Below are 21933 nucleotides of genomic sequence, written 5' to 3'. Positions count from 1 at the left end.
GGTCACCGGACTGGGGCGGAGCCGCCCCCCGGTCAGCAGTTCTCGCCGAACTTGACGGCCTCGATCGTCACCGGCTGTCCGTCGAGCTCCACCCCGGCGGCCGGGTCGGTCGAGCAGACCTGCCAGTTCGACTCGACGAGCACCATCCGGTCCTGGCCGGAGACGTCGTCGACCGTGATGCTGGTGGAGCCGTCGAGTGCCTGGCGGGCTACCTTGACGGACTTGCCCGTGAAGTCCGGCATGGTGGAGCCGGCCTTCTCCGGTTCACCCTGGTCACCACCGGCGGGGCAGGTCTCCTCCAGCTTGACGGTGCCGAAGTCGACCTTCGTGTCCGTCACGTGCGTGCCGGACGCCGGGGTCTGGGAGCACACCTTCCAGCCCCGGTCGAGGATCTGGTTGCGGCCCCGGCCGAGGGCGTCGTGCGAGGTGAGGTGGTAGAAGCCGGCGGCCTGTGCCTCGTCCTGGGCGCTCTGCAGCCCCTTGCCGACCATGTCCGGCAGCTTCGCGGTGGCCTCGGCGGCGGCCGAGGAGTCCCCGGCGCTCTCGTCGGCGCCGTCGGCAGGCGCTTCGGAGGCAGGAGCCGTGGGAGTGGTGCCGGTGGGCTTGGCGTCCGTGCCGGTTTCGGTGGTCGGACCGCAGGCGGTGAGCGCGGCGAGCAGCAGCGCGGCGGCTGCCGAGGTGCGGGTGGTGCGCATGGTGTCCCCCAAGGACGTCGCGGATGACAGTGGTCCGTCGTGCGGACACGGGCGCGGCTCGCCCCTCCGGTCGAGCGCGGCGAAATGCCCGAGCGGCGATGAACCGGACATCGCTCAACGGCATTTGCCCGGCTCAGTATGCAGTTCGTGGACTGAGTTCACAAATCGATTTCATAAATTTGACGTGCACCCCTGCCCCCTCTCGCTCACGGCCTCTAGGCTCTGATCCGGCTCGAGATCGAGTACCAGGGGTGGGGAGAAGGCGATGAAGAAGGACACGCTGGAGTACGAGCAGGCGCTGGGCGCCGTGGTCGACATCCTGCGGGACCGGGCGCGTGTGGGTGCGGCACCGCTGTCGTACGGCGACCTCAGTGGCGAGTTGGCCCGCCGCGGTCATCAAGTCCCCGCCCACGAAGGGCCCATGCCCCACCTGCTCGAGGACGCCTCGGTCCGGGAGAGTCCGGACGGATCGCTGCCACTGCTCTCCGCCCTGGTGGTCCTGCGGGAGACCGGCCGCCCGTCCGGCGGCTTCTTCAAGCTGGCCCGGCGCGCGCCGTACAAGCGGCCGGGCGACGACATGGAGTTGTGGGTCGAGGAGATCAAGCAGCTCGAACAGCACTACGCCGGCCGCTGAAGGCGCGTCGGCGACGGGCGGGAGCACACCGCCGTAGAACCGCATGAAGGAACAATCTGTGAACGAAAACGGATCCGGTGGAAGAGTCCAGCCGGCTCGTCCCGGCGACCCCTCCCGCATAGGCCCGTACCGGATCGTCGGCCGTCTCGGCGCGGGGGGCATGGGGACCGTCCATGCCGGCCTCGCCCCCGACGGAACGCGCGTCGCGGTGAAGGTGATTCATCCCGAGCAGGCCCAGGACCCGCAGTTCCGGGCCCGTTTCAAGCGGGAGGTGGAGCTCTCCTCGCGCGTCACCGGCCCGTATCTGGTCCCGCTCCTCGCCGCGGACCCCGATACGGAGAGCCCGTGGCTGGTCACCGCCTACGTTCCCGGCCCCACACTGCACCAGCACCTGCTCGACCACGGCCCGCTCACCGGGGGAAGTCTGTACGCGCTCGCGGCCGCCACCGCACGGGCGTTGGAGGCCGTCCACGCCGCGGGCGTGGTGCACCGTGACGTGAAGCCGCAGAACGTCATCCTCACGGCCGGCGGCCCCCGCGTGCTGGACTTCGGGATCGCGCACGCGGCCGACGGCACCAGTGTGACCCGCACCGGTGTCATGACCGGCACCCCCGGCTGGATCAGTCCCGAGCAGTACCGCGCGGGGACCACCGGGCCGGAGGGCGACATGTTCGCCTGGGGCGCGCTGGTGGCCCACGCGGCCACCGGAAGGCTGCCGTTCGGCACCGGCGCACCCGATGTGGTCGCGTTCCGCGTGATGTCCGGGGAGCCCGACCTGGACGGGGTTCCCGCACCGCTGCGCCCGGTCGTGGAGAAGGCGCTGTCCAAGGAGCCGGGGGACCGTCCGCCGGCCACCGGGGCCGCCCGGGAGTGCGCGGAGCTGCTGGCCTCCCAGGTCACCCAGGTGGTGGGTGACGGCGCGGTGCCGGCGACGGCCGTGGACACGGTCACGGCCGTCTGGGACGTGCCGGCCGAGGACGATCCGGCATGGCATCTGCCCCCGGTCCGGAGCCGTTCGGGGAAACGGCTGGTGGGCGCCGTGGCCCTGGTGGCGGCCGTCGTCGGCGGCCTGGCGGGCGGAGTGGCGGCCCTGGCGCCCGGCGGCGCGGGGGACGACGACCGCACCGCGGCCTCCGCGGCCTCGGCGTCCCCCATTGCCTCCGCCGGCTCGGGGCAGCAGTCCGCGAACACCGGGGAGAGCGGCGCGACGGGGATCGAGCAGCCGGAGCAGCGGGCCGCGAGTGACGACGCGGCGAGCGCGGCGAGTTGGCGGCAGGCGCGTACGGCGCAGGGTGAGGGCGAACACGACATCGTGCGCGCCGTCCTGCACGACCAGGGCGTCACCGCCCGGGACCTGAGCCCGATCCGGCTGACTCCGGGAGCCGTGAGGTTCCACGAGTCGCGCCGGGAGGTCTACTTCTCGTACAGCGTCACCTCCGACGAGGAGGGGACGGCGTACGCGGAGACCGAGATCGCGCGGTCGATGTGCCTGACGCTGAGGGATGTCGTCCTCCGCCTCCACCCGGACCTGCCGTACCGCTCGTACGTCACGGTCAGGGAGGAGGCGGGCCGGGAACCGCAGGTGACGTGGCGGGAGGACTTCGTCGGGGACGAACAGTGCCTGTCGGCCGCCGAGGACGACGCGGACCCGGCCTGGGAGCCGGACGAGAACGGCCTCGGGGAGGCCATGGTCCCCAGCACCGACGGCGACGAGATCAGGGTCGCGGACCGCGCCGCCCGGCGGATCATCGAACGGACCAACGGGATGCGCTCGACGCTCGGGACCGACCAGGTGCTCGGCAACGAGGAGATCAAGGTGGGCTTCGACCCCGCCGGGTCGGCCATGTACGTCTGGTCGGAGTACCTGATGTGGAATCAGGGGCAGGTCGAGACGTGGGCGGAGACGGCCGCGGGTGAGGCGTGCCGGGCCCTCGTGGACCAACGGCGGATCGCGGGCGGGGGATGGCCGTACACCCGGTACGCCGTGGCGGAGATCGGCGGGTCCGGCTACCTGATGATCCGCTGGGGCACGGCCACCACCGAGGCCGACTGTCCCGCCTGAGCGGGGTCCGGCCGGCCGGGGTTGACCCTCGACCTGGTGAAGGGCCCAGGGTTGCGGGTGTGGAGAGCGAGATGCACAGCATTGGCGAGATGGCCCGGGACAGCGGACTGGGCGTGAGCACCCTGCGGTTCTACGACAGGGCCGGGGTGCTGGTCCCGGCCCGGGTCGATCCGGTGAGCGGCTACCGCTGGTACGCCGCGGAGCAGGTGGCGGAGGCCCGGCTGCTGGCGCGGCTGCGCCGGGCCGGCATGCCGCTCGCGGACATCCGGCTGGTGCTGGCCGGCTGGTCCAGCGCGGACACCGACCTGGTGCGCAAGCTCCTGCAGACGCATCTGCGCCGCCTCGAACTCGGGCTGTCCGAGGCCCGTGGCGAGTTCTCCACGCTCCGAGCCCTACTCGACCGCAGGGAGAACCCCATGACCTCGCCCCGTACCACCACCGGCACCGCCCGGCTGACCGCCTCCGCCTCCGGACTGGCGGCCGCGCTGGACGCGGTCCGCTTCGCGGTCGGTTCCGATCCGGAGCTGCCGATGCTCGGCGGCGTCCTGTTCGACGCCGAGGACGGCGGGCTCCACGTCGTGGCCACCGACCGCTATCGCATGGCGGTCGCGCGGGCGGACACCGCGGGGCACGGTGGTCCTCGCGTCCAGGTCATCGTGCCGACCCCGCTCGTGGACGCGATGCGGGCACTGCTGGACGCCGAGGAGTCGGTGGAACTCGCGCTGGACGGTGCGCGGGTCACGCTGGAGGCCGGGGACCGCCAGGCGGCCGGCCAGTGCCTCGACCACGACTTCCCCGACTACCGCCGCCTGGTCCGCCTGCCGGCCGGGCGCCGCGCCCTCGTCGACGTACCGGCTTTCCGCAAGGCGGTGGAGACCGGGCCCGTGCGCATCGGCGAGGCACGTGGGGAGGACGGCGTCTCTCCCGAGCTGAGCGTGCTCAGGGTGGTGGACGACGGCACGGTGGCCCTGTGCGAGGACGGCGACGACGGTCCGGACAACGTGGCCGTCAACCGCGCGTTCCTGCTGGACGCCCTCGCCGCCGGAGCCCGGGACCGGCTCGTCCTGGAACTCGGCTCCCCCACGGCACCTCTGGCGGTCCGCCGCCCCGACGACGAGGGGACGTTCTCCCTGCTGATGCCGGTCCGCCTGGAGAACTGACCACGGGGCGGACGGTGCGGCGTACCTCGGCTCCGCAGCCGAGCCGCCCAGGTGGGTCCCTGCCTTGCCCGCGCCCCGCTCGTCCCGCTACGGCCCGGCGCGGCCACTGGCCGTAGCTCCCGGGCGCCTGGGTTCGGGCATCGTCGGCACCGGTTTGAACCCGGTGCAGTCAGCCCGCTGAGCTGGGGTGACAATCAGGGGCGGTGGGCGGCGTGAACCGTCCGCGCTCAGGTGGTGGCGCCGGACGCCGACTCGGCGGCAAGGAGGCCTGTGGTCGCCACGCGGCGGCGACCACAGGACTTCTACAGCCAGTTGCGCCCCCACGAGCAGCGCGACCCGCGGGGCACCATGGACAATATGGCCCGGTTCGTCCGAGGTGCAGGAAACCTGCCGTGATCGACGGTTCCACGGCAGGCCCTGCACGGGGTCGCCGTCGTCACCACCGGGGGAGTTTCTTCGGAAGGTTCCGAGAGTGTCTGCTCAGCGGACGGTGACGGAGGGCGTGGTGGCCGAGCCGTTGGTCCAGCCGTAGCGACGCGCGGTGACCTTCACTGTGATCCTCTGCCCCTTGTCGGCCTTCACCAGGACGTACGTGGACTTGGTGGCACCGGCGATCGAGATGCCGTTGCGCTTCCACTGGTACGTGTAGGAGGTGGCGGCCGGTGACCAGGTGCCGTGCGTAGCCGTCCGTTTGTAGCCGACCTTGGCCGTGCCCGCTGCGGAGGGCGCGGTGGTGGCCTTCAGGGCAGGGCCGACCGCCACCGTGGCGGAGGGCGAGGTGGAGGTGACCGAGCCTGCGCCGGTGCTGACAGTGGCCCGGCAGGAGACCTTGTGGTTGTAGTCGGCGGGGGCGAGGGTGCGGGTCTTGCCGCTGACGCCGGAGACGACCGCGCCGTCGCGCAGCCAGGACCAGGCGACCTTGGTGTGGTAGCCGGTCCAGGCGGCGGAGCAGGTGACGGTGGAGCCGGTGCGGGCGGTTCCGCTCATCGCGGCCCTCGAGGTGATCTGCGGCTTGCTGAGCAGGGTCTGCGACTGGGTCCACACCTGGGAGGTGTAGCTGCCGGGGGACGCGTACACCGCCTTGCGCCACACCACGGTGGCTCGGCCGTCAGGGCCGGCGGCCACCTCGCCGGTGAGGGCGTCGGTGTTGGGGACAGCGGCGACGGGCAGGCTGTCGAGAGCGGTCGCCGTGCTCCACACGCCATCGGTTCGCACCGCCCACTGCAGGTAGTTGTCGTCGCCGTTGTTGATGCTCGGCGTCTGCGGCCACACGACCTGCACCGTTCCGTCGGCACCGACGGAAGCGGACACCTGCCACTTGACGTATCCCGTGGACAGAGTCTTCGGCGGGGACCACACGCCGGTGCCCGCGGACCGGGTGATCGCCCGTACGACCGGCGTTCCGTCGGCGCTGCTCCAGCCGGCCCATACGTAGGTGACATCACCGTTGGGGGCGGCCAGAGGGCCGCTGCTGTCGCTGAAGTTGATCGAGGGGATCGCCGTCTGCGTGGCGCCCCAGGGCCCGGTGGGCGAGGTCCTGGTCGCGGACTTCAGGTCGCCGGTGCCCATGTTCTCGCTGGACGCGGTGTGCCAGAGCACGGTGGTGGCGTCGTGGGCGTCCATGGTCACCTGCACGTTGCCGGACGTCTCGTCGGTGCCGGGCAGGACCGAGGCGCCACCCCAGGTGCCTGCGGCCGAGGGACGGGTGGAGGTGGTGACAGCATGGTCATGAGTGAAAAAGTCGTACGCGTCCCAGGCTGCGGTGGCCGCCCCGTCGGGAGCTACGGCAACCGACAGGTCGTAGATGTATCCGCTGGAAATGGATCCCAGGGACTGCGGGGTGGACCAAGCCGGGGCGCCGGGAGCCCGCGTAGCGCTCATGACCTGGGACTTCAGAGACCCGTCGCCCTGGTTCCACACGGCGGTGACGGTGCCGTCGGCCGCCGGGGCGAGGCGGGGCGTCGACAGTGACATGCCGTCGTAGGACACGATGGGCGCGGGATCCGTCCAACTTCCCGTCGCCGGATCCCAGTCGGCGGCAAGCGCGGTGAGCGAGCCGTCCAGGCCGCTGCCGTCCAGCCAGGTCACCACGGCCCGCCCGCCGACGGTCACGGCCAGCACGGCTTCACCGTCCTTGCCCCGGCCTGTCGCCAGAGTGTGCGGAGCGCTCCACATCCCGCTCCCGGCCGGCTTGACCGCGACCTGGATGTCCCACGTAGTGGCGTCCGACGCCTTGTTGCGCCACAGTGCGAACGCAGTACCGTCACCGGCGGTCCTGACGTCGATCAGGCTCTGCTGATCGCCGGCACCGGTCAAGGCGGCGGCGGTGCTCCACGGACCTGCCACCGCGGTGTAGCCGGCGGCGGTGGCGGGAAGGGCGGACCCCAGCGTGACCGAGGCCAACGCCGCGGTGAACGCCACCACGGCGCCCCTCGGTCTCCATGTGTTCAGTCCCACGACAGCTCCTGTCTCAGACGGGAGCGCGCACCGCACGCCCCGCAACGCTCACGAATCGGCGCGGGGAAGGGCGCATGCCACGAGGGCACTCCCCGCCATGCGGCGGGCTGGATCACGTCGGCGCACACTCCGCAGCATGTCGCGGGAGTCACCCCTGACCGGAGCGGACATCGCGACACTCCCCCAGCGCCGGAACGATCATGACAGCATATGGTCCGGCCCGCCTTGCCCGTTACCGGCAATCTCAGGGCGGCCTTCCTTCCGGCCGGGCACAAGGAAGTGCATCGATCCGTCGCCACCCGCTCCGGCAAACGCCATTACGTCCGCCTCGGCACCGCGACCGCCGCAGCGCTCACCGTCCGGCTCCGCACATGACCGACCGGACAAGTCCTGGTGCCGGGCCCCGTCCTCCAGTGCCGCAACCCGGGGAACGAGGCGGGGCGGCAGTGGGCGGGGCGGACGGACGTGGGCGGCGTGGGCGCGCTCCTGTTCCCGTTTCCAGATCGTCAGCAGGGCTTTGTCCGTCTGCGGAACGGCGAGCCCGGCGGCCGTGAGGATGTCCCTGAAGAAGGCCACCGGGCCGCCCCCGGGGGCCGTGACCAGCGCGGAGAGCAGAGGAGTGTCGGCATCGGCCCCGGCTCGTCTGTCGAGCGTCAGCAGCCAGTGCCGGGAGCCCAGCTCCGACTGCCCGGTGTCCAGGTCGCCGAGCACGATGGTGCCGCCCTGAGAGGCGACTCCGACGAGTTGTCTCCGGAGCCGGTCCACGGGGTCCACGGCGGGCGTGGAACGCCTGGACGGTTCCCTCGACCGCGCCGACCTGGCCCTGCTCTCGGCGGCCTCCAGCCGCGCCTGCCGTTTCGCTTCCTTGTCGGCACGCTGGTTCGTCGCTTTCAGGCTGTCGTTCACGGCCTTCAGTTCGTCCTCGACGAGACGGACGTAGTACCCGGAGCTCCGGTCGGCGACCTTGGCCCGTTGCGCGGCCGGCAGAGGTACTCCGTCGTGGTGCGCGAGCCATGTCTGCGCCTCGCTGAGGGTCTTTCGCGCGCGCTTGCGCGTCGGCTTGTCGAGGAGACGCAGGGGTTCGGTGAGTTCCCGGACGAGGGAACGCAGGCGCTTCACCATGGAGGTGTCGGCGACCGCCCTGCCCATCGGTCCGGCCGTGTTCACGTGGCGGTCGGCGGGGCGCCGTACCTTGGCCGCGGGGGGCGGGCCCGCGTTCTTCCTCGCGAACTGCCGGACCAGTGGCTGTTCGGGCTTCAGGGAAAACCGCGGCGGCATCGTACGCGGGGGTGTCCCGTAGGCGGCGAAGGCCCGTTCCGCCTCGACCGTGGCCCAGCGCTTGATCCTGGACGCCGTGCCGGCGTACGCGACGCCGAGCCGCGAGAGGACGTCGGCCAGGTACGGAAGCGGCGCGTCCCCCTCCCGGATGAGCGCCGACAGGACCGGCGCGTGGTCGCGCAGCGGGCTGTCCAGCTCGACGAGCAGGTGCCGCCGGTCGGTGTGGGAGTACTTCGCCAGTTCGGGGTCCACCGTGCGGGCGAGGGTCTCCCAGGTGGTCGTGGTGTGCAGGCGGGCGTGGTTCGCCAGGGCGTCACGCAGAGCGGTCACCAGCTCGGAGCGGGTCATGGGCGCGGGGGCCGGCGGCGCGTCGTGCGGCGACGGCGGTTCGGTCACCGCGGTCCGTGTCGTCGCCGGGACGGGTGTCGTCGGTGTCGGTGACGCCTGCGCCTGCGCCGTCCGGCTTACGGGCTCCGGGGCGGGCGGGGCTTCCGGGGCGGCGGGCGGGATCCAGAGGCCGGTTCGCTGGGCCTCGTGGGCGTTGAGGCGCGTGTAGCGGTTCGCCTCGACCGCCCAGCCTCCGCCGCTCTCGGTGATGAGCAGTCGGGCGCCGTCGCCGACGCGGTAGACGTGTTCGGCGGGCGGCACGTCGGTGTCCCCCGGAAGGGACACCAGTGCGCGGACGATCGGGCTGTCCACGGGTTTCACGTCGGCGACCAGCAGGTGCCGGTCCTCCACCGCGAACGGGGAGTCGGCCGGCGCGTCGACCTCGGGAGCGAGGGCGAAGACGAGTCCGCCCTGGAGGGGAAACACGGTGGGCCGGGGCCGGGGGCGGGTCAGGTGGATCCGCTCGGTGTCCGGTGTGGTGATGCCGGACGGCGTCAGCACGCACTCGTCCAGGAGTGTCCAGGAAACCGTGCGGTCCCGCGCCTCGGCGCCGATGTGGACGCGGCGCTCACCGCCCACCGTCTCGCAGCGGACCCGGAGGCAGTAGCCGTGGCGGCCGACGAACTGCTGGACGATCGGCCCTTCCGACGAGAAGATCCAGTCGACGCCGTCGGCGTCCGCGGCGAGTTCGTCGTCGGTCCGGCGCCATGTCCGGTAGTCGAGGGCGCTGAGCTGGAAGCGCAGCCGGCGGCGGCTGCCGGGCAGGTGGACGTCCACCGCGTCGCCGGGGCCGCTGCCGAGGTCGCGCGTCTCGACCCGTCCCTTCGTCTTCCGCTTGCCGAGCAGCCGTTGCACCCCTCGCTTGATGAAGAGGTGGTCGGCGCTGGACTCACCGTTGTTCTTGCGGTGGCACACGGGAGCGGTCGCGTGGTGGGCGAAGTGACACACCTTGGTGGTGTACCGCCGGTCGCTCAGTTCCCCGCCGCAGCCGCCGAGTTGCAGCCCGCACCAGTAGCTGTAGGAGGGGTGCGCCTTGCGCCAGCGGTCCAGTTCCCACGCGTCCATCGGCAGGATCACCGGGTGATCGGAGTTCTTGTTCCCGATCACGGCCGTCTGCACGAGGCGGTGGTCGAGCATGGGACCTCGCAGTGGTACTCAGAGGAATGTCCGCCCAGCCGGCGCGGGCGACACGATCCACTTCAGTATGCTTTTCATGCACTGAGTTCACAAGGAATTCGCTAAATCACGCATACACTCTTGCCCTTCTGGTGCGGGTATCGCACACTCACGACGCATACACACCGGCGGCGAGGGCGGGAACTCCGGCCGTGGACGGCCGTACGAGCGCGTGAGCCGGGCGCGCCAACCGATGTACGCGCCCTGCCGTTTGGTTGAAAACTGCCCCATACTGCGCATCAGGAGGGGTCGGCTCCGTGTCACGTCCGGGGCCCGAGGTCTGGGGGGACCATGGCTGACGCACGCCTGCAGTGGTTACAGGACGCCGTCTCGGAGTTCGGCGCGGAGTGCAGGCGCAGTCTGGCGGGGCCGGGTGACCCCGAGGCGGCGATCCGGGGACCGCTGGAGCAGTTGTTCCGCGCCGTGGGGGAACATCACGCCCTGCGCGAGATCAGCTGGCACCCGGAGGCGCGTATACCGCACCTCGGGGTCCGGCCCGACTACGCCGTGCGCGTCGGCGCGGACATCACCGGATACATCGAGGTGAAGCGTCCGGGGAAGAGCATCGACCCCGACGGCTTCACCGGTCACGACAAACGGCAGTGGCAGCGTCTGCGGGATCTCCCGAACCTGCTCTACACCAACGGCACCCACTGGCGCGTCTTCCGGTACGGCGTGCAGATCGGCGAAGAGGTAGTGCTGTCCGGGGCCTTGAAGAGCGCCGGGGGAAAACTGTCCGCCGCGGACCCGGCGGCCTTCGACGCGCTCGTGCGAGTGGTGCTCTTCTGGAAACCGCCGGAGATCCTGCGGGTGTCGGTGCTCGTCCAGCACATCGCACCGCTGTGCCGTCTGCTGCGCGAGGCCGTGCGGGAGCAACTGCGGGCCGAGGCCGGGCTGGACGCCGACGATCCCACCGCCGACCGGCCCTTCACCGGCCTGCGCAGCGACTGGCGCCGCTATCTCTTCCCCACCGCCGACGACGCGACCTTCGCCGACGGCTACGCCCAGACCGTCACCTTCGCCCTGCTCCTCGCCCGCACGGAGGGCATCCGGGTCACCGGCACGAGCTTCCACGAGATCGGCCGGCGGCTCCACGCCGGTCACGCCCTGATGGGCAAGGCCCTCCAACTCCTCACCGACAACGTCAACGAGCGGTTCGAGGTGACCCTGGACCTCCTCGCCCGCACCGTCGAATCCGTCGGATGGGAGACCATCCGGCAGGGCAACCGGGACGCCTACCTCCACCTCTACGAGTCGTTCCTCTCCGTCTACGACGACGACCTGCGCCGGCGCAGCGGCTCCTACTACACCCCGCACCAGGTGGTCGAGGAGATGGTGCGGCTCACCGAGGAGGTCCTGCGCACCCGCCTGGGCAAGGCCCGCGGCTACGGCGACGAAGGCGTCCACATCGTCGACCCCGCGATGGGGACGGGAACCTACCTGCACACGATCATCGAGCGGGTGGCGCGGCAGGCCGCCGCACGTTCCGGCGACGCCATGGCGCGCGACGCGATCGGCCGCCTCGCCGGGCGCCTGTACGGTTTCGAACTGCAGATGGGTCCGTTCGCGGTCGCCGAACTCCGCGCCGCCGACCTGCTCAAGAAGCACGGCGCCGAACTCCCGCCGGGCGGGCTCAACCTCCACGTCACGGACACGCTCGACGACCCCTACGTCCAGGAGGAGCAGCTCGCCTCCACCTACGCGGCCCTGTCGGTCTCCCGTGCCCGCGCCAACCACGTGAAGGCCAACGTCCCCGTCACCGTGGTCATCTCCAACCCGCCCTACGACGACAAGGCCGAGAACCGCGGCGGCTGGATCGAGAAACGCGTCAAGGGCCAGGGCCGCCCTCCCCTGGACGACTTCCGCCACCCCGGGAACGGCCGCTACGAGCACGCCCTGAAGAACCTGTACGTCTACTTCTGGCGCTGGGCCACCTGGAAGGTCTTCGACGCCCACGCGGACGACCGGCACGGCGTCGTCTGCTTCATCACCCCGTCCGCCTTCGCCACCGGCCCCGCGGGACGGGGCATGCGCAACTATCTGCGCCGAACGTGCGACGAGGGGTGGGTCATCAACCTGTCGCCCGAGGGGCAGCGTTCGGACGTGGCCACCCGCGTCTTCCCGCACGTCGCCCAGCCGCTGTCCATCTGCGTCTTCGTCCGGCGCACGGACCACGACGCCACCCGCCCCGCGCGCATCCACTACCGGGCCCTGCACGGCAAGCGTGCCGAGAAGTTCGCTCAGCTCAGGGCGGTGGGTCTGGACGACGACGGCTGGCGGGATGCGCATGGGGAGGGAGTGCGGCCGTTCACTCCGGTCACGTTGTCCGGGTGGGACGACTATCCGGCGTTGGCCGAGTTGTTTCCGTGGGGCAGTCCGGGCATCAAGGCCAACCGATCTTGGGTGACATCCCCACTCGCATCCGTTCTGCAGCGACGGTGGGCGCGCCTCACGAGCGAGGAGGATCCGCAGTGGAAGGCGCGGCTTTTCAAGGAGACCCGCGACCGGCTGCTGGACAGCAGACCTTCCGGTCTACCGGGAATGCCCACTCCCGCTCGCACCGTCAACGAAGAAGCCGGCGCCTGCCCGCCGATCAAGCAGATCGCCCTACGCAGTTTCGACCGTCAATGGCTGATCGCCGACAACCGGGTACTCGATTTCCCCCGCCCCGATCTGTGGGAGTCGCTCCAACCCGGACAGATGTTCCTCAACCAGCAACACACCCACGTGATCAGCACTGGTCCGGCGCTGGTTGCAACAGAACTGCTACCGGACACCGACCACTTCAACGGCCGAGGCGGGAGGGCACACCCCGTTTTCCACCCCGACGGTACAGCCAACACCCCCAAAGGCCTGCTCCGGTATCTGGCGGACGCTCTCGATCTGGACGGGATGACCGTGCATGATCTCGCCGCCTACTCGGTGGCCGTCGCCGGACACAGCGCCTTCACCGAGCACTTCGCCGAGGAACTGCTCACCGCAGGCGTCCGGTTGCCCCTCACCCGCGACCCGGAGCTGTGGCGCGAGGCGGTCCGGGTCGGCCGTGCGTTTCTGTGGGCGGCCACCTACGGCGTGCGGGGCGATCCGCCCGACACGCTTGCGTCCGGCCAGGAGGGCGTCGACTTCCCTCCGGGGGACCCGCGCCAGGTGCGGTACGTGACACCGATCGGCTCCGCCGTGCCCGACACGCTGACGTACGACGAGGAAAGCCGCACCCTCCGTGTGGGGCCGGGAGCCTTCACGGGGGTCCCGCCCGAGGTCTGGAACTACGAGGTCGGCGGCATGCGGATCGTGAAGAAGTGGTTCGGCTACCGGAAGGCCTCCCCCACCAGCCGGAAGACGAGCCCGCTGGACGACCTCCATGTCACGGCGTGGCCGAGCGAGTGGTCGGCGGAGCTGGTCGACCTGTTGTCCGTCCTGCGGCGCCTGGTCGACCTCGCTCCGGCGCAGCAGGCCCTCACCACGAGGATCGTGAACTCCCCGGTCGTCACCGTCACCGACCTCACGTCGGCGGGCGTTCTCCCACCGCAGCCCGGGGCGGCCCGTGCCCGGCGACGCGTCGTGCTGGAGTTCGACCGACCGGCGGACGAAGCGTGAGCCGCCGCTACGCGCCGCCGTCGGCCGTGACGTGGGCCTCGGCCTGCTCCAGGGTCCACGTCCCCTCCGCGAGCCGTCTCAGGGCGTGGCCGGCGGAGCGGGGCGCCGCACCGCGCGCCACGGTGTCGGCGAAGGAGACCACCGCGCTCAGCCGGGCAGCCATCTCGTCGCACTCCGCCGAGCGCAGAGCGGCCGCCCCGGTGGCGGTGAGTCCGAGTGTGCCCCGGTCCTCGTCCCGCTGCTCGACCAGTCCTGCCCACAGCAGCGTGGGCAGGACGTCCCGGACCTCGTCCGTGTCGAGGTCCCGGACGGCATAGGACTCCGGCCCCGCTTCGGGGACCGGGAGGTCGCAGAGATCCAGTTCCCGCAACAGGCGTTGCTGGAGCGGCGAGAGCTGTCCGACGGGATCGAGCATGGCCCCAGTATGGCCCGTGCCGCGTACCGCGAAGGTGACGACGGTCCGAACCGCGTGCCACCGCTCGGTGCCGCCGCTTCCGAAGTCGGGCGTCGCCGGCCCTGGGCACGCACGTGGTCCCGGCGGCAAGCGGGCCGGGCCGTGCGCGTGGTGGACGGGCGGCGCTCGCTCAGCCCTGGCCGTCCCCTTCCGCTTCCGCCTCGCCCCCGCGCCGCCGGCGCACCCGCTCGGCGATCCCGTCGGAGAGCCTGCCCTTGACCGTGCCGGCCCGGTCGAGGGCGACCTTGCCCCGGCTTCTGGCGGCGCCGACGCCCTTCGCTCCGGTCTCGAGCGCCTTGTCCCGCACTTCGGTGGCCGCTTCGACCCATCGTCTCGCCTCCGACGACGGGCCTGCGGACCCGATCCCGAGCCGCTCGTGGAACTCGTGGACGCCGATCGCCACCTGGTTGCTCGACTGGACCACGGCCGGCGACTTGGCGGGGTGCAGCAGCACCTTCGCGTTGGCCGTGCCCGCGACGGCGTCCATCCGGGCCAGCAGCCGCTCGGTGCTCCGCGAGATGAGTTCCCGCCGGTCCTGCCTGGCGGCCTTGAGGCCGAGGCGATGGGCGTCCAGTTCCTCCGGGGACGCGTCCAGCACCCGGTCGAGTTCGAGCACGGCGACGGCGTCCTGCAGCTGGAAGCAGCGGGCCAGGACGGCGAGCCACTCCCGCACCGGGGACTCGGCCTCCCTGACCGTGGTGACGAGGTCACCCATCTTGGACTGCCGCTCCATCTTTTCCGCCGTCGCGTCGAGTTGACGCAACGCGTACACCTGGGTCTCCGCGATCGCCGTCGGCGCGTCCTGCACCTTCGACCACATGACGTCGTCGACCCTGCCCCTCGCCTCGCGGATGGTCATGGTCTCGTCGATGACGAAGCCCACTCCGATCATGCGGGACAGCACCGTGTCCTTCTGGGCGCGCAGCACGTCGTCGACCTTCGCGTCGATCGAGGCGAGGTAGTCGGAGATCTCCTCCATGCTCTGCTGCATCGCGACCTGCGACATGAGCTTCGCGGCGTTGGCGAGGGCCGCCGGGTTGCCCAGGAACGCTCGGGGCCCCCTCGCGAACTCCACGAATCCCTTGATCTGCCCCTTCTGCCCTTTCAGCACACCCGTGCTGAAACCGGTCTTCGCGCTCTCCCTCAGCCCGTACTTCTTGACGAGTTGCGCCGACTTCGGGGTCAGCTTCACCCAGCGCCCGGAGTTCGCGGCGATCTCCGAACCCACCTGCGCGGCCGAGGCCCCGACGCCGAAGACGTGCTTGAGCCAGTGCGGTCCGAGATCCCGTGACGACGACAGTCCCTCCGAGGCGAGGAAGCGGTCGACGTCCGCCGCGTCCCCGACGACCATCAGTCCGTCGTCGTCACTGATCAGCTGGATCTCGTGGTCCATCGCCCGCTCCTGAAGTCGCGTCTCGCAGTGGTGGGTGGCCGGGGTGCGCGGCGATCACCGGGGAGTTCCGAGGTCTTTCGACGGCGGGAGAGCGAGGCGCCGGCCCGAACAGTGCTGAGGCTCGCCCCCTCGCGCCGACGTGGAGCCGGCGTCCGGATCGACACCGGTTCCTCATGGTTCGGAACGCCTTCGACGTCGATACGCCGTCGGGCCGACGGCCACTCGACCCGACCTCGTCTTCCGGGCTGCCGCGTCGTGGAACCCGACAGTCGGCGCCATCACTGCGGAACCGCACGCGCACACGCCGACCGGCCGCGCCCACCCGCTCACTCGTTCCCCCCGGCCACGCGCGCCTGCCCGCCGGAAGGGCGGGCGGCGGTTGACCGGCACCAGGATGGCACTCCATGCACTCAGTTCACAAGAGTCGATCGTTCTGACGGGTCCACCGCCGCCCGGACCTCCTCCGCGGCAGTGCGGAGGAGGGGATGCGACACCGGCGGGGAAGGGAGGGCCACTTCGCCCCAGACGGTCTTCGTGCAGGCGTCCCGGCTCTCCCAGCCCCAGTTCTCGACGTGTGCCCGCACCAGCAGGAGCCCTCGTCCCGAGGAGGCGTCGAGCGCCTGCGAGAGGGCCGAGTCGGGTTCGGGGTGGCGCTCCGGGCGGGTGTCGGTCACCTCGACGCGGACGGTGCCGTGTTCGGGCAGCAGGAGCAGCGTCAGGCGGAAGTCCCGGCCGGGGAGGCGTCCGTGGGTGACGGCGTTGGACGCCAGTTCTGCCGTGACGAGGGCGACGGCCTGCGATGTTTCGGAGTCGTACGGGATCCCCCAGGCCGCGAGCTGCTGGCAGGCGAGGCGGCGCGCGAGACGGGCGCCGCGTGCGGTGCTGCTAAGGCGGACGGTGAACTGCGGTGCGCGAGTGGGTGGTTCGGCACTGACGTTGGATGACTTCACGGAGTGACCGTCTCGTCATGCGGATCGCCTGACGAGGTCGGGCTTCCGTACCTGATCACGCGGTACGGCAGGTGTACGGGTTCGTGCGCGTGGCCGTGACGACGGATCGGCCGTCGCCGGTCACCGCGGAACACTGTGCGGAACAAGGAAGGCGCGATGGACAGGACGCCCCAGAGGGAATGCGGGACCACCGGCCGGCGTGGGCCGGACAAGAAACGTCCGGGAGCGCTTGGCAGGAGAGCCATGGGCATCGGCCGGCGTGTTGAGCAGCCCGGCGGCCTCGCGTGGTTCAAGAGCACCTGCAGCGGAACCGACGGCGGTGGCTGCGTCGAGGTGGCCGCCGCAGAGAGTGCCGTGCACGTACGGGGCTCCAAGGCCGTGGGTGACGGCCCCGTGGTGCGGGTCGGCCGGGGCGAGTGGGCCACGTTCACGGCGCTCCTGGCCATGTAGCGCCACTGGAGTTCCTGGGGGTGGCGGGGGGGGGGGGGGGGGGGGGGGGGGTGGGTGGGGGGCGCGACCCCCCCCCCCCCCCCCCCCCCGCCGGCGGGGGGGGGGGGGGGGGGGGGGGGTGGTTTGTCCCGACTCACCCCCCCCCCCCCCCCCCCCCCCCACCGCCATGCTTCCGGCCCAGAAGACGGAACCCTCGGCGTGCATCGGTGCCGAGCTGTAGTCCTGGCGCTTCAGCACTCCTATCGTGTTGCCACGTTCTCACCACGACGCTCAGGGGGTTCGGTGGATCCTGCGACCTTGGCATCAACCGCGGCGGCAGCGTTGGTCGGGGCCATGGCGACCGATACGTGGCAGCACGCGCGTACCGCCGTTGTGGATTTATGGCGGCGCGCCCTTCCTCGGCGGGCCGACACGATCGAGGCAGAGCTGGTCGAAGTCCGTGAAGAAGTCCGGTTGGCTCGTCAGGCCGGCGACGAAGACGCGGAACAAGGTCTCGCCGAGGACTGGCAACGCAGACTCATGCGTTTGCTGCGAGAGGATCCGGATCTGGCCGCCGAGTTGCAGCGCGTGCTCGACGACGTGCTGGTGCCTTCCCTTTCCGCCTCCGATGAAGAACGTGTCCGTTCCATCGTCATGAATGCGACGGCTTCCGGAAACAGTCGCGTCTACCAGGCCGCCCGGGACATCCATGTCGCCGAAAGCTGAAGAGGTTCCCGAGGGAAGGGCGGGCAGAGAGCAGGAGGAGTCCCGGATCGTTCTCCAGGCGCACGTCGCCGACTCGGGCCGTATCTACCAGGCCGCCAGGGACATCAACGTCTTCGAGGCGGGTTCCGCCGCCGCGTTCACCGATGCCGAAGTGGGCCGGGTGGCAACCGAGTCCATGGTCCGCACGCGGTCGCTCATCGCCTCCATCTCGTCGTACGCACCGGTTGACCTCGCCTATCGGCCCCCTTCGGACGCGATCAGCGTTCTGAGGGCGTTCTTGGACTCGTCGTCCCGCGTTTTCGTCGTCAAGGGACCACCGGGTTCCGGCAAGACCGCCCTGACTTATCATCTGGCGGATCAGATGGGTCTCGACGTCAGTTTCCAACTGCATTCGGCCGATTCCTGGGACTTGCCCCGGTTCGAGCTGGCCGCGGAGATCCTGCGCTACGCGTCGGTACCGCGTTCGGATGACGCGTTGCTCACTCTGGAACAGGCCGGTGTCCGTCTCGACAGGCCGTGCGTGGTGGTCGTCGACGGCATCGCCTCCCAGAGCCGGTTCGATGCGGTGGCCCGGCAGGTGGACCGCATCCTCCGTCAGGTCACCGTGCCCGCTCTGCGTTTCCTCCTGGTCGTTCGAACCCCTCCGGACATCGAGATGTCTGCCTACCCCGTGCTCTCCGCCACGGTCCACGGTCAGTCCGGCGCCCGTCCACGCGGAACGTCCTACGAACTCGTTCCCTGGAGCACGGCCGAGGCGCGAGCGGCCTGGAACCGGTCGCGCAAGCCTGGTGAGGCCTCCTTCAGCGAGCTGCCGGCAGCCGTCCGCCAGCTCGCCCGGCTGCCGCTGTACATGAGATTGATGAAGGCCGCCGGGCTCGACTCGACAGACAGTGAGGTCAACGGTTACCGGCTGGTCGATCACTGTGTGGCCGCTGTGCTGCCGGCCTCCGGGCATGATCCCGTGGATCTCTCGGAGACGTTGGCCGACGCCGCTCATCGGGCGACTCCGGAGCTCGTTCCTTCCGTCCTCCGGTCATCGCAACCACCGCCCTCGTCCACCGCAGACCCCCTCGACGTGGAGGCACCGCCTCTCGTTCACAGAGGAGCGGACGGGGCTCCCGTCTTCATCCACGATGTGGTCCGCGAGTACTTCCTGGCCACCAGGATCTCGGCCCTCTTGGAGGAACAGGGCAGGTCGTCGTCGACGGTTGTCGCTTTCAACGATCTGGCCAAGAAGGCCATGGGGTCCGCGGCGGCCAGAGGTGTCTTCGAGTTCACTGTCTACGGTCTGGACCGGTCGGCGCCCGACCTGCTGGCCGCCCTCGTGGTGTCCCCTGCGGTACACGTAGGTTCCACCCTCCCTCTCGTCCTGGGCCTGGTCGCCCGGGGCGGGGTGCGGTTCGCCGACGAGCACGTCCTGCGGGTGTGCGCCCGAAGGTGCCGACGCGAGGCATCCGCCGAACTGGCCAGGTCACTCCTTGCCGTGCCTGCGGTCGCCGACGCCCTGGGGGCGGATTACGCCCCGTGGCTCGCGGAGTCGCTGAAGCAGTTCGGCCCGGCGGTATGGCCGCAGCTCGTGACCGCCATCGAGCTGTCCCTCGATGCCCAGGGCATCAGGAGGCTGTTGAACGCCTCCGATCTGGGCCATGCGGACGAGGCCACCTTCTTCGCCCGTTACCACTACGTGTTCCTGTCGTCCGAGGCCGAGTCGGGCTCGGAACCGCTCGACACGTTTTTGGAGCATCCCGACTGGCGGGTACGAGCGGCCCTCGCCGACGGCATCCGGGACAAGCAGTCGCCTCGGGCCGAATCGGCGCGGGTCATCATGGACCGGTTGGTCTACGACGCGGACTACAAGGTGCGCGCCGCAGCGGCTCGGGCCATCGGGCAGGCCGAATCGGACCTGGCCGAGCACCATCTCGAAGTGCTGCTCACGGACGACAACTGGCACGTGCGGAGCAGCGTGCTGCAAGGGCTGCTCTCCGGGAGTGGTGGGCCCGTCGATACCCACTCCACCACCGTCATGGCTCTCGACCTGCTCCGTTCCGAGCCCGACTGGCAGTGGTGTCCCGCCCAGATCGCCACCCACTACGAGCGCCTGCTCCTTCTGAGCGGTGTGTCGAGTCCGAGCCCGGGATCGACCGGGCGGACGCGTGCCCTGTTCGAGCTCCTGCGCGAAGCACGCACCGGTTGGACCTCTCTTCCCGGCGATGTGTGTGACGCCCTGGTCACGGAAGGGCTGAGTGTGCCGAGCTGGCTCGTCCGGCGGGAGGCCGAGGCTTTCACCCGGTCGGCCCAGGAGTCGGGTCCGGTCCCGTCCGTCTCCTCGTTGGCCGCCCCGTCGCCTCCTGACGCCTATCGGCGCTTGCGCGGCGGCAGATCCATCCAGATCGCACTGGACCTCCACGATCTGGACCAGGCCATCGAAGTGGCGCAAGCCGTGGCCGCGGCGGGTGCCGATTTCATCGAGGTCGGTGATCCGTTGATCAAGACGGTGGGGGTCATCGCGGTGGAACGGATCAAACGCGCCGTCCCCCATGTCACTGTCGTCGCGGAGATGATGTCGGCCGACTGGGGACGCGACCAGGTGGTGCTGGCAGCCGAGTACGGAGCCGACGTGGTCTTCCTCATAGGGCCGGCCAGCACCGCCAGTGTGGCGGCGGCCGTCGACGCGGGGCGGCGTCTGGGCGTGCCCATTCTGTTGGACGTACCGTCCCACCACGTCTCCGCCCATTGGATCACCGACATGGAACAGGCTGGTGTGGACGGTTTCGCCATCACGACGAACATCGACATCGGAGTCGGCAGCAACCACCCGCTGGCCCGTTCCCAGGCGCTGCGCAGTTGGACAAGACTCCCGGTCGCCGTGTCCGGCGGTTTCAGCTCGACCGACCGGACGGTGCTGCGCAGCCCCGAGTGGGACGTGCTGATCGTCGGCCGCAGCGTCACGGAGGCCACCCACCCCACTACCGCAGCCCGCCTGCTGACCCAGTTGATCAACCAACCGGAGTGAGACCCACCGCCATGCACGTCACCCCCCTTCACCAGAACATGATCCCGGACGTCATCAAGTTGATGGAGCAGGGAGCCCCCTACATCCGGCCGCGTACCGCATCGGACTACTGGCTGTACGCGCGTCTTTTCGCCTCCTCGTGTCCGGTCGCCCTGGTCGACGGAGAAGTCGCAGGAGCGGTCATGGCGTTCCGCAGCCAGGAGGATCCCGCGGAGGTCTACGTCCAAGACGTGGTGACCAGTCCCCGCCATCGGAGACTCGGGGTGGCGAAGGCACTGCTGGAACATGTACGGATGCAAGCCGTCTCCTGGGGCTGCGCCCGTGTCTACTTGACCTCCGAACCCGAGAACACCGCAGCTCAGGCCACCTGGCTCTCGCTCGGTTTCCGGAATGTGCCCGGAGAGATGGAAGTGAACGGCGTATCGGTCCGCAGAGACTTCAAGGGCCCCGGCAAGCATCGGGCCGTCTACCAACTGCTGTTGTCCTGACCCTCCGTGGTGTCCGCGCCGACCACGTGCTCCTCGATTCCGTCGAAGAGCACGTCGGCTGCGGCCAGCACGCCTGTGCCCAGTGGCCTCACTCGTGCGCCCGCCTCACTCGCGATGAGTCGCCCCGCCGCCCAGTCCCAGCGTGAGGCCCGGTCCTCGAAGTAGGCGTCCAGGCGGCCGGCGGCGACCCAGCACAGGGCCAGCGCGGTCGAGCCGAGCATGCGCACACCCGCCACATCGCCCACCAGGTCGGCCAACCGGGCGCCTTGCTCGCTACGGTGAGAGACGTCGTAGGCATAGCCGGTCGCGATCAGCGCGTCGTCCAGGGCACCGGGTAGCGGTCCCCTGAGGCGTTCCTTCCCCAGGAAGGCACCTTGTCCCTCTACCGCGGAGAAGGTCTCGTCGTGCAGCGGGTCGAGGACCACGCCCACGACGGGGGCCCAGCGCCCGTCACGCCACTGTTCGCATGCCACGCTGACACTCCAGAAGGTGTGCCCGCGCAGGTAGTTGACCGTACCGTCGAGTGGATCGACCACCCATCGAAGCCGGCTCTTGCCGATCTCGTCGCTTCCCTCCTCGGCAAGGATGCCGTCCTCGGGGCGATTCCGGCGCAGCCAGCCGGTGATCGCCGCCTCACTCGCGAGGTCGGCGCCGCTCACCGGGTCGGTGTGTGCTTGCTTGTAACGGACGTCGGTGACCGCTCTGAACGAACGCAGCAGTTCGACTGCTCCCGAACAAGCTGCTTGCTGCGCGGCTGCCAGGCAGTCCTGCAACTCCTGCCGGGGCAGTGACGGTTGCTGTTCCAGTTCCACAAGGCTCATGGGTGGGAGGGAACCCGACGGTTCGACGGGACGCAAGTCCATCGATCCCGCCTGCGGTCGCGTGTCGAGGGCCTGACGCGTGGGACGGCGCGATGGAACCGGTCGGGTTGCCGCTTCGCGGGGACTGGGCCGGCCTGGCTTCATGAGGGAGATCCTGTGAGCACGGAGCCAGGCCGGCCAGACCTGGCAGCCGTACCCGGAAGTTCTGTACGG

The 21933-nt window shown here is 70.5% G+C and carries 15 protein-coding genes; 8 read left to right on the top strand and 7 right to left on the bottom strand.

Annotated features, from left to right (window positions below; translation table 11 throughout):
* Nucleotides 1–32: 32 nt before the first annotated feature.
* Complete coding sequence (locus ACH4N1_RS27475) at nt 33–695, bottom strand: hypothetical protein (protein WP_398101063.1); 663 nt, start codon at nt 693–695, stop codon at nt 33–35.
* Nucleotides 696–960: 265 nt separating this feature from the next.
* Here ACH4N1_RS27475 and ACH4N1_RS27470 point away from each other — a divergent pair, with 265 nt between their 5' ends.
* The 3 genes from ACH4N1_RS27470 to ACH4N1_RS27460 all read left to right on the top strand — a co-directional run bounded on the left by ACH4N1_RS27470 (nt 961) and on the right by ACH4N1_RS27460 (nt 4551).
* On the top strand, nt 961–1329 hold the full coding sequence (locus tag ACH4N1_RS27470; protein ID WP_398101061.1) for a hypothetical protein: 369 nt from the start codon (nt 961–963) through the stop codon (nt 1327–1329).
* 58 nt (nt 1330–1387) lie between these two features.
* Nucleotides 1388–3391: a serine/threonine-protein kinase gene (locus ACH4N1_RS27465; protein WP_398101059.1), complete on the top strand. Its 2004-nt coding sequence runs from the start codon at nt 1388–1390 to the stop codon at nt 3389–3391.
* Between the two features lie 71 nt (nt 3392–3462).
* Nucleotides 3463–4551, top strand: coding sequence for a MerR family transcriptional regulator (locus ACH4N1_RS27460; RefSeq protein ID WP_398101057.1), 1089 nt, complete (start codon nt 3463–3465; stop codon nt 4549–4551).
* A 480-nt stretch (nt 4552–5031) separates the two neighbouring features.
* On the opposite strand, the gene ACH4N1_RS27455 is transcribed toward ACH4N1_RS27460, so the two are convergent.
* Together ACH4N1_RS27455 and ACH4N1_RS27450 are read right to left on the bottom strand one after the other, a co-directional pair.
* A complete protein-coding gene (locus ACH4N1_RS27455) occupies nt 5032–7008 on the bottom strand; it encodes a hypothetical protein (RefSeq protein ID WP_398101055.1) in 1977 nt (658 codons plus the stop codon).
* A 198-nt stretch (nt 7009–7206) separates the two neighbouring features.
* Complete coding sequence (locus ACH4N1_RS27450) at nt 7207–9810, bottom strand: hypothetical protein (RefSeq protein ID WP_398101054.1); 2604 nt, start codon at nt 9808–9810, stop codon at nt 7207–7209.
* Nucleotides 9811–10140: 330 nt separating this feature from the next.
* Here ACH4N1_RS27450 and ACH4N1_RS27445 point away from each other — a divergent pair, with 330 nt between their 5' ends.
* Nucleotides 10141–13446, top strand: a complete 3306-nt coding sequence (locus ACH4N1_RS27445; protein WP_398101052.1) for a type ISP restriction/modification enzyme — start codon at nt 10141–10143, stop codon at nt 13444–13446.
* A gap of 7 nt (nt 13447–13453) precedes the next feature.
* Here ACH4N1_RS27445 and ACH4N1_RS27440 read toward each other — a convergent pair whose 3' ends face one another.
* The 3 genes from ACH4N1_RS27440 to ACH4N1_RS27430 form a co-directional block, all read right to left on the bottom strand.
* On the bottom strand, nt 13454–13861 hold the full coding sequence (locus ACH4N1_RS27440; RefSeq protein ID WP_398101050.1) for a hypothetical protein: 408 nt from the start codon (nt 13859–13861) through the stop codon (nt 13454–13456).
* Between the two features lie 169 nt (nt 13862–14030).
* Nucleotides 14031–15293 (bottom strand): hypothetical protein, encoded by a 1263-nt coding sequence (locus ACH4N1_RS27435; protein WP_398101140.1) that lies wholly within the window; start codon nt 15291–15293, stop codon nt 14031–14033.
* Between the two features lie 410 nt (nt 15294–15703).
* The gene (locus ACH4N1_RS27430; RefSeq protein WP_398101049.1) at nt 15704–16243 is read right to left on the bottom strand and encodes an ATP-binding protein; all 540 of its coding nucleotides are present in this window, start codon (nt 16241–16243) and stop codon (nt 15704–15706) included.
* Between the two features lie 243 nt (nt 16244–16486).
* Here ACH4N1_RS27430 and ACH4N1_RS27425 point away from each other — a divergent pair, with 243 nt between their 5' ends.
* The 4 genes from ACH4N1_RS27425 to ACH4N1_RS27410 all read left to right on the top strand — a co-directional run bounded on the left by ACH4N1_RS27425 (nt 16487) and on the right by ACH4N1_RS27410 (nt 20899).
* A complete protein-coding gene (locus ACH4N1_RS27425) occupies nt 16487–16693 on the top strand; it encodes a DUF397 domain-containing protein (RefSeq protein WP_398101047.1) in 207 nt (68 codons plus the stop codon).
* Between the two features lie 333 nt (nt 16694–17026).
* Nucleotides 17027–17398 carry a hypothetical protein gene (locus tag ACH4N1_RS27420; RefSeq protein ID WP_398101045.1) on the top strand — a complete coding sequence of 124 codons (372 nt, stop codon included), beginning with the start codon at nt 17027–17029 and terminating at the stop codon, nt 17396–17398.
* Nucleotides 17382–20411 carry an orotidine 5'-phosphate decarboxylase / HUMPS family protein gene (locus ACH4N1_RS27415; protein WP_398101043.1) on the top strand — a complete coding sequence of 1010 codons (3030 nt, stop codon included), beginning with the start codon at nt 17382–17384 and terminating at the stop codon, nt 20409–20411. Before ACH4N1_RS27420 ends, ACH4N1_RS27415 begins: the two co-directional genes overlap by 17 nt.
* 11 nt (nt 20412–20422) lie before the next feature.
* Complete coding sequence (locus ACH4N1_RS27410) at nt 20423–20899, top strand: GNAT family N-acetyltransferase (protein WP_398101041.1); 477 nt, start codon at nt 20423–20425, stop codon at nt 20897–20899.
* On the opposite strand, the gene ACH4N1_RS27405 is transcribed toward ACH4N1_RS27410, so the two are convergent.
* Complete coding sequence (locus tag ACH4N1_RS27405) at nt 20878–21720, bottom strand: inositol monophosphatase family protein (RefSeq protein ID WP_398101039.1); 843 nt, start codon at nt 21718–21720, stop codon at nt 20878–20880. The two genes, ACH4N1_RS27410 and ACH4N1_RS27405, sit on opposite strands and share 22 nt — an antisense overlap.
* Between the last annotated feature and the right edge of the window lie 213 nt (nt 21721–21933).

Source organism: Streptomyces sp. NPDC017202 (genome assembly GCF_044331705.1).
Lineage (GTDB): Bacteria > Actinomycetota > Actinomycetes > Streptomycetales > Streptomycetaceae > Streptomyces.
Note: the sequence above shows the minus strand (reverse complement) of the source record. Positions and strands in the feature narration are given on the sequence as shown.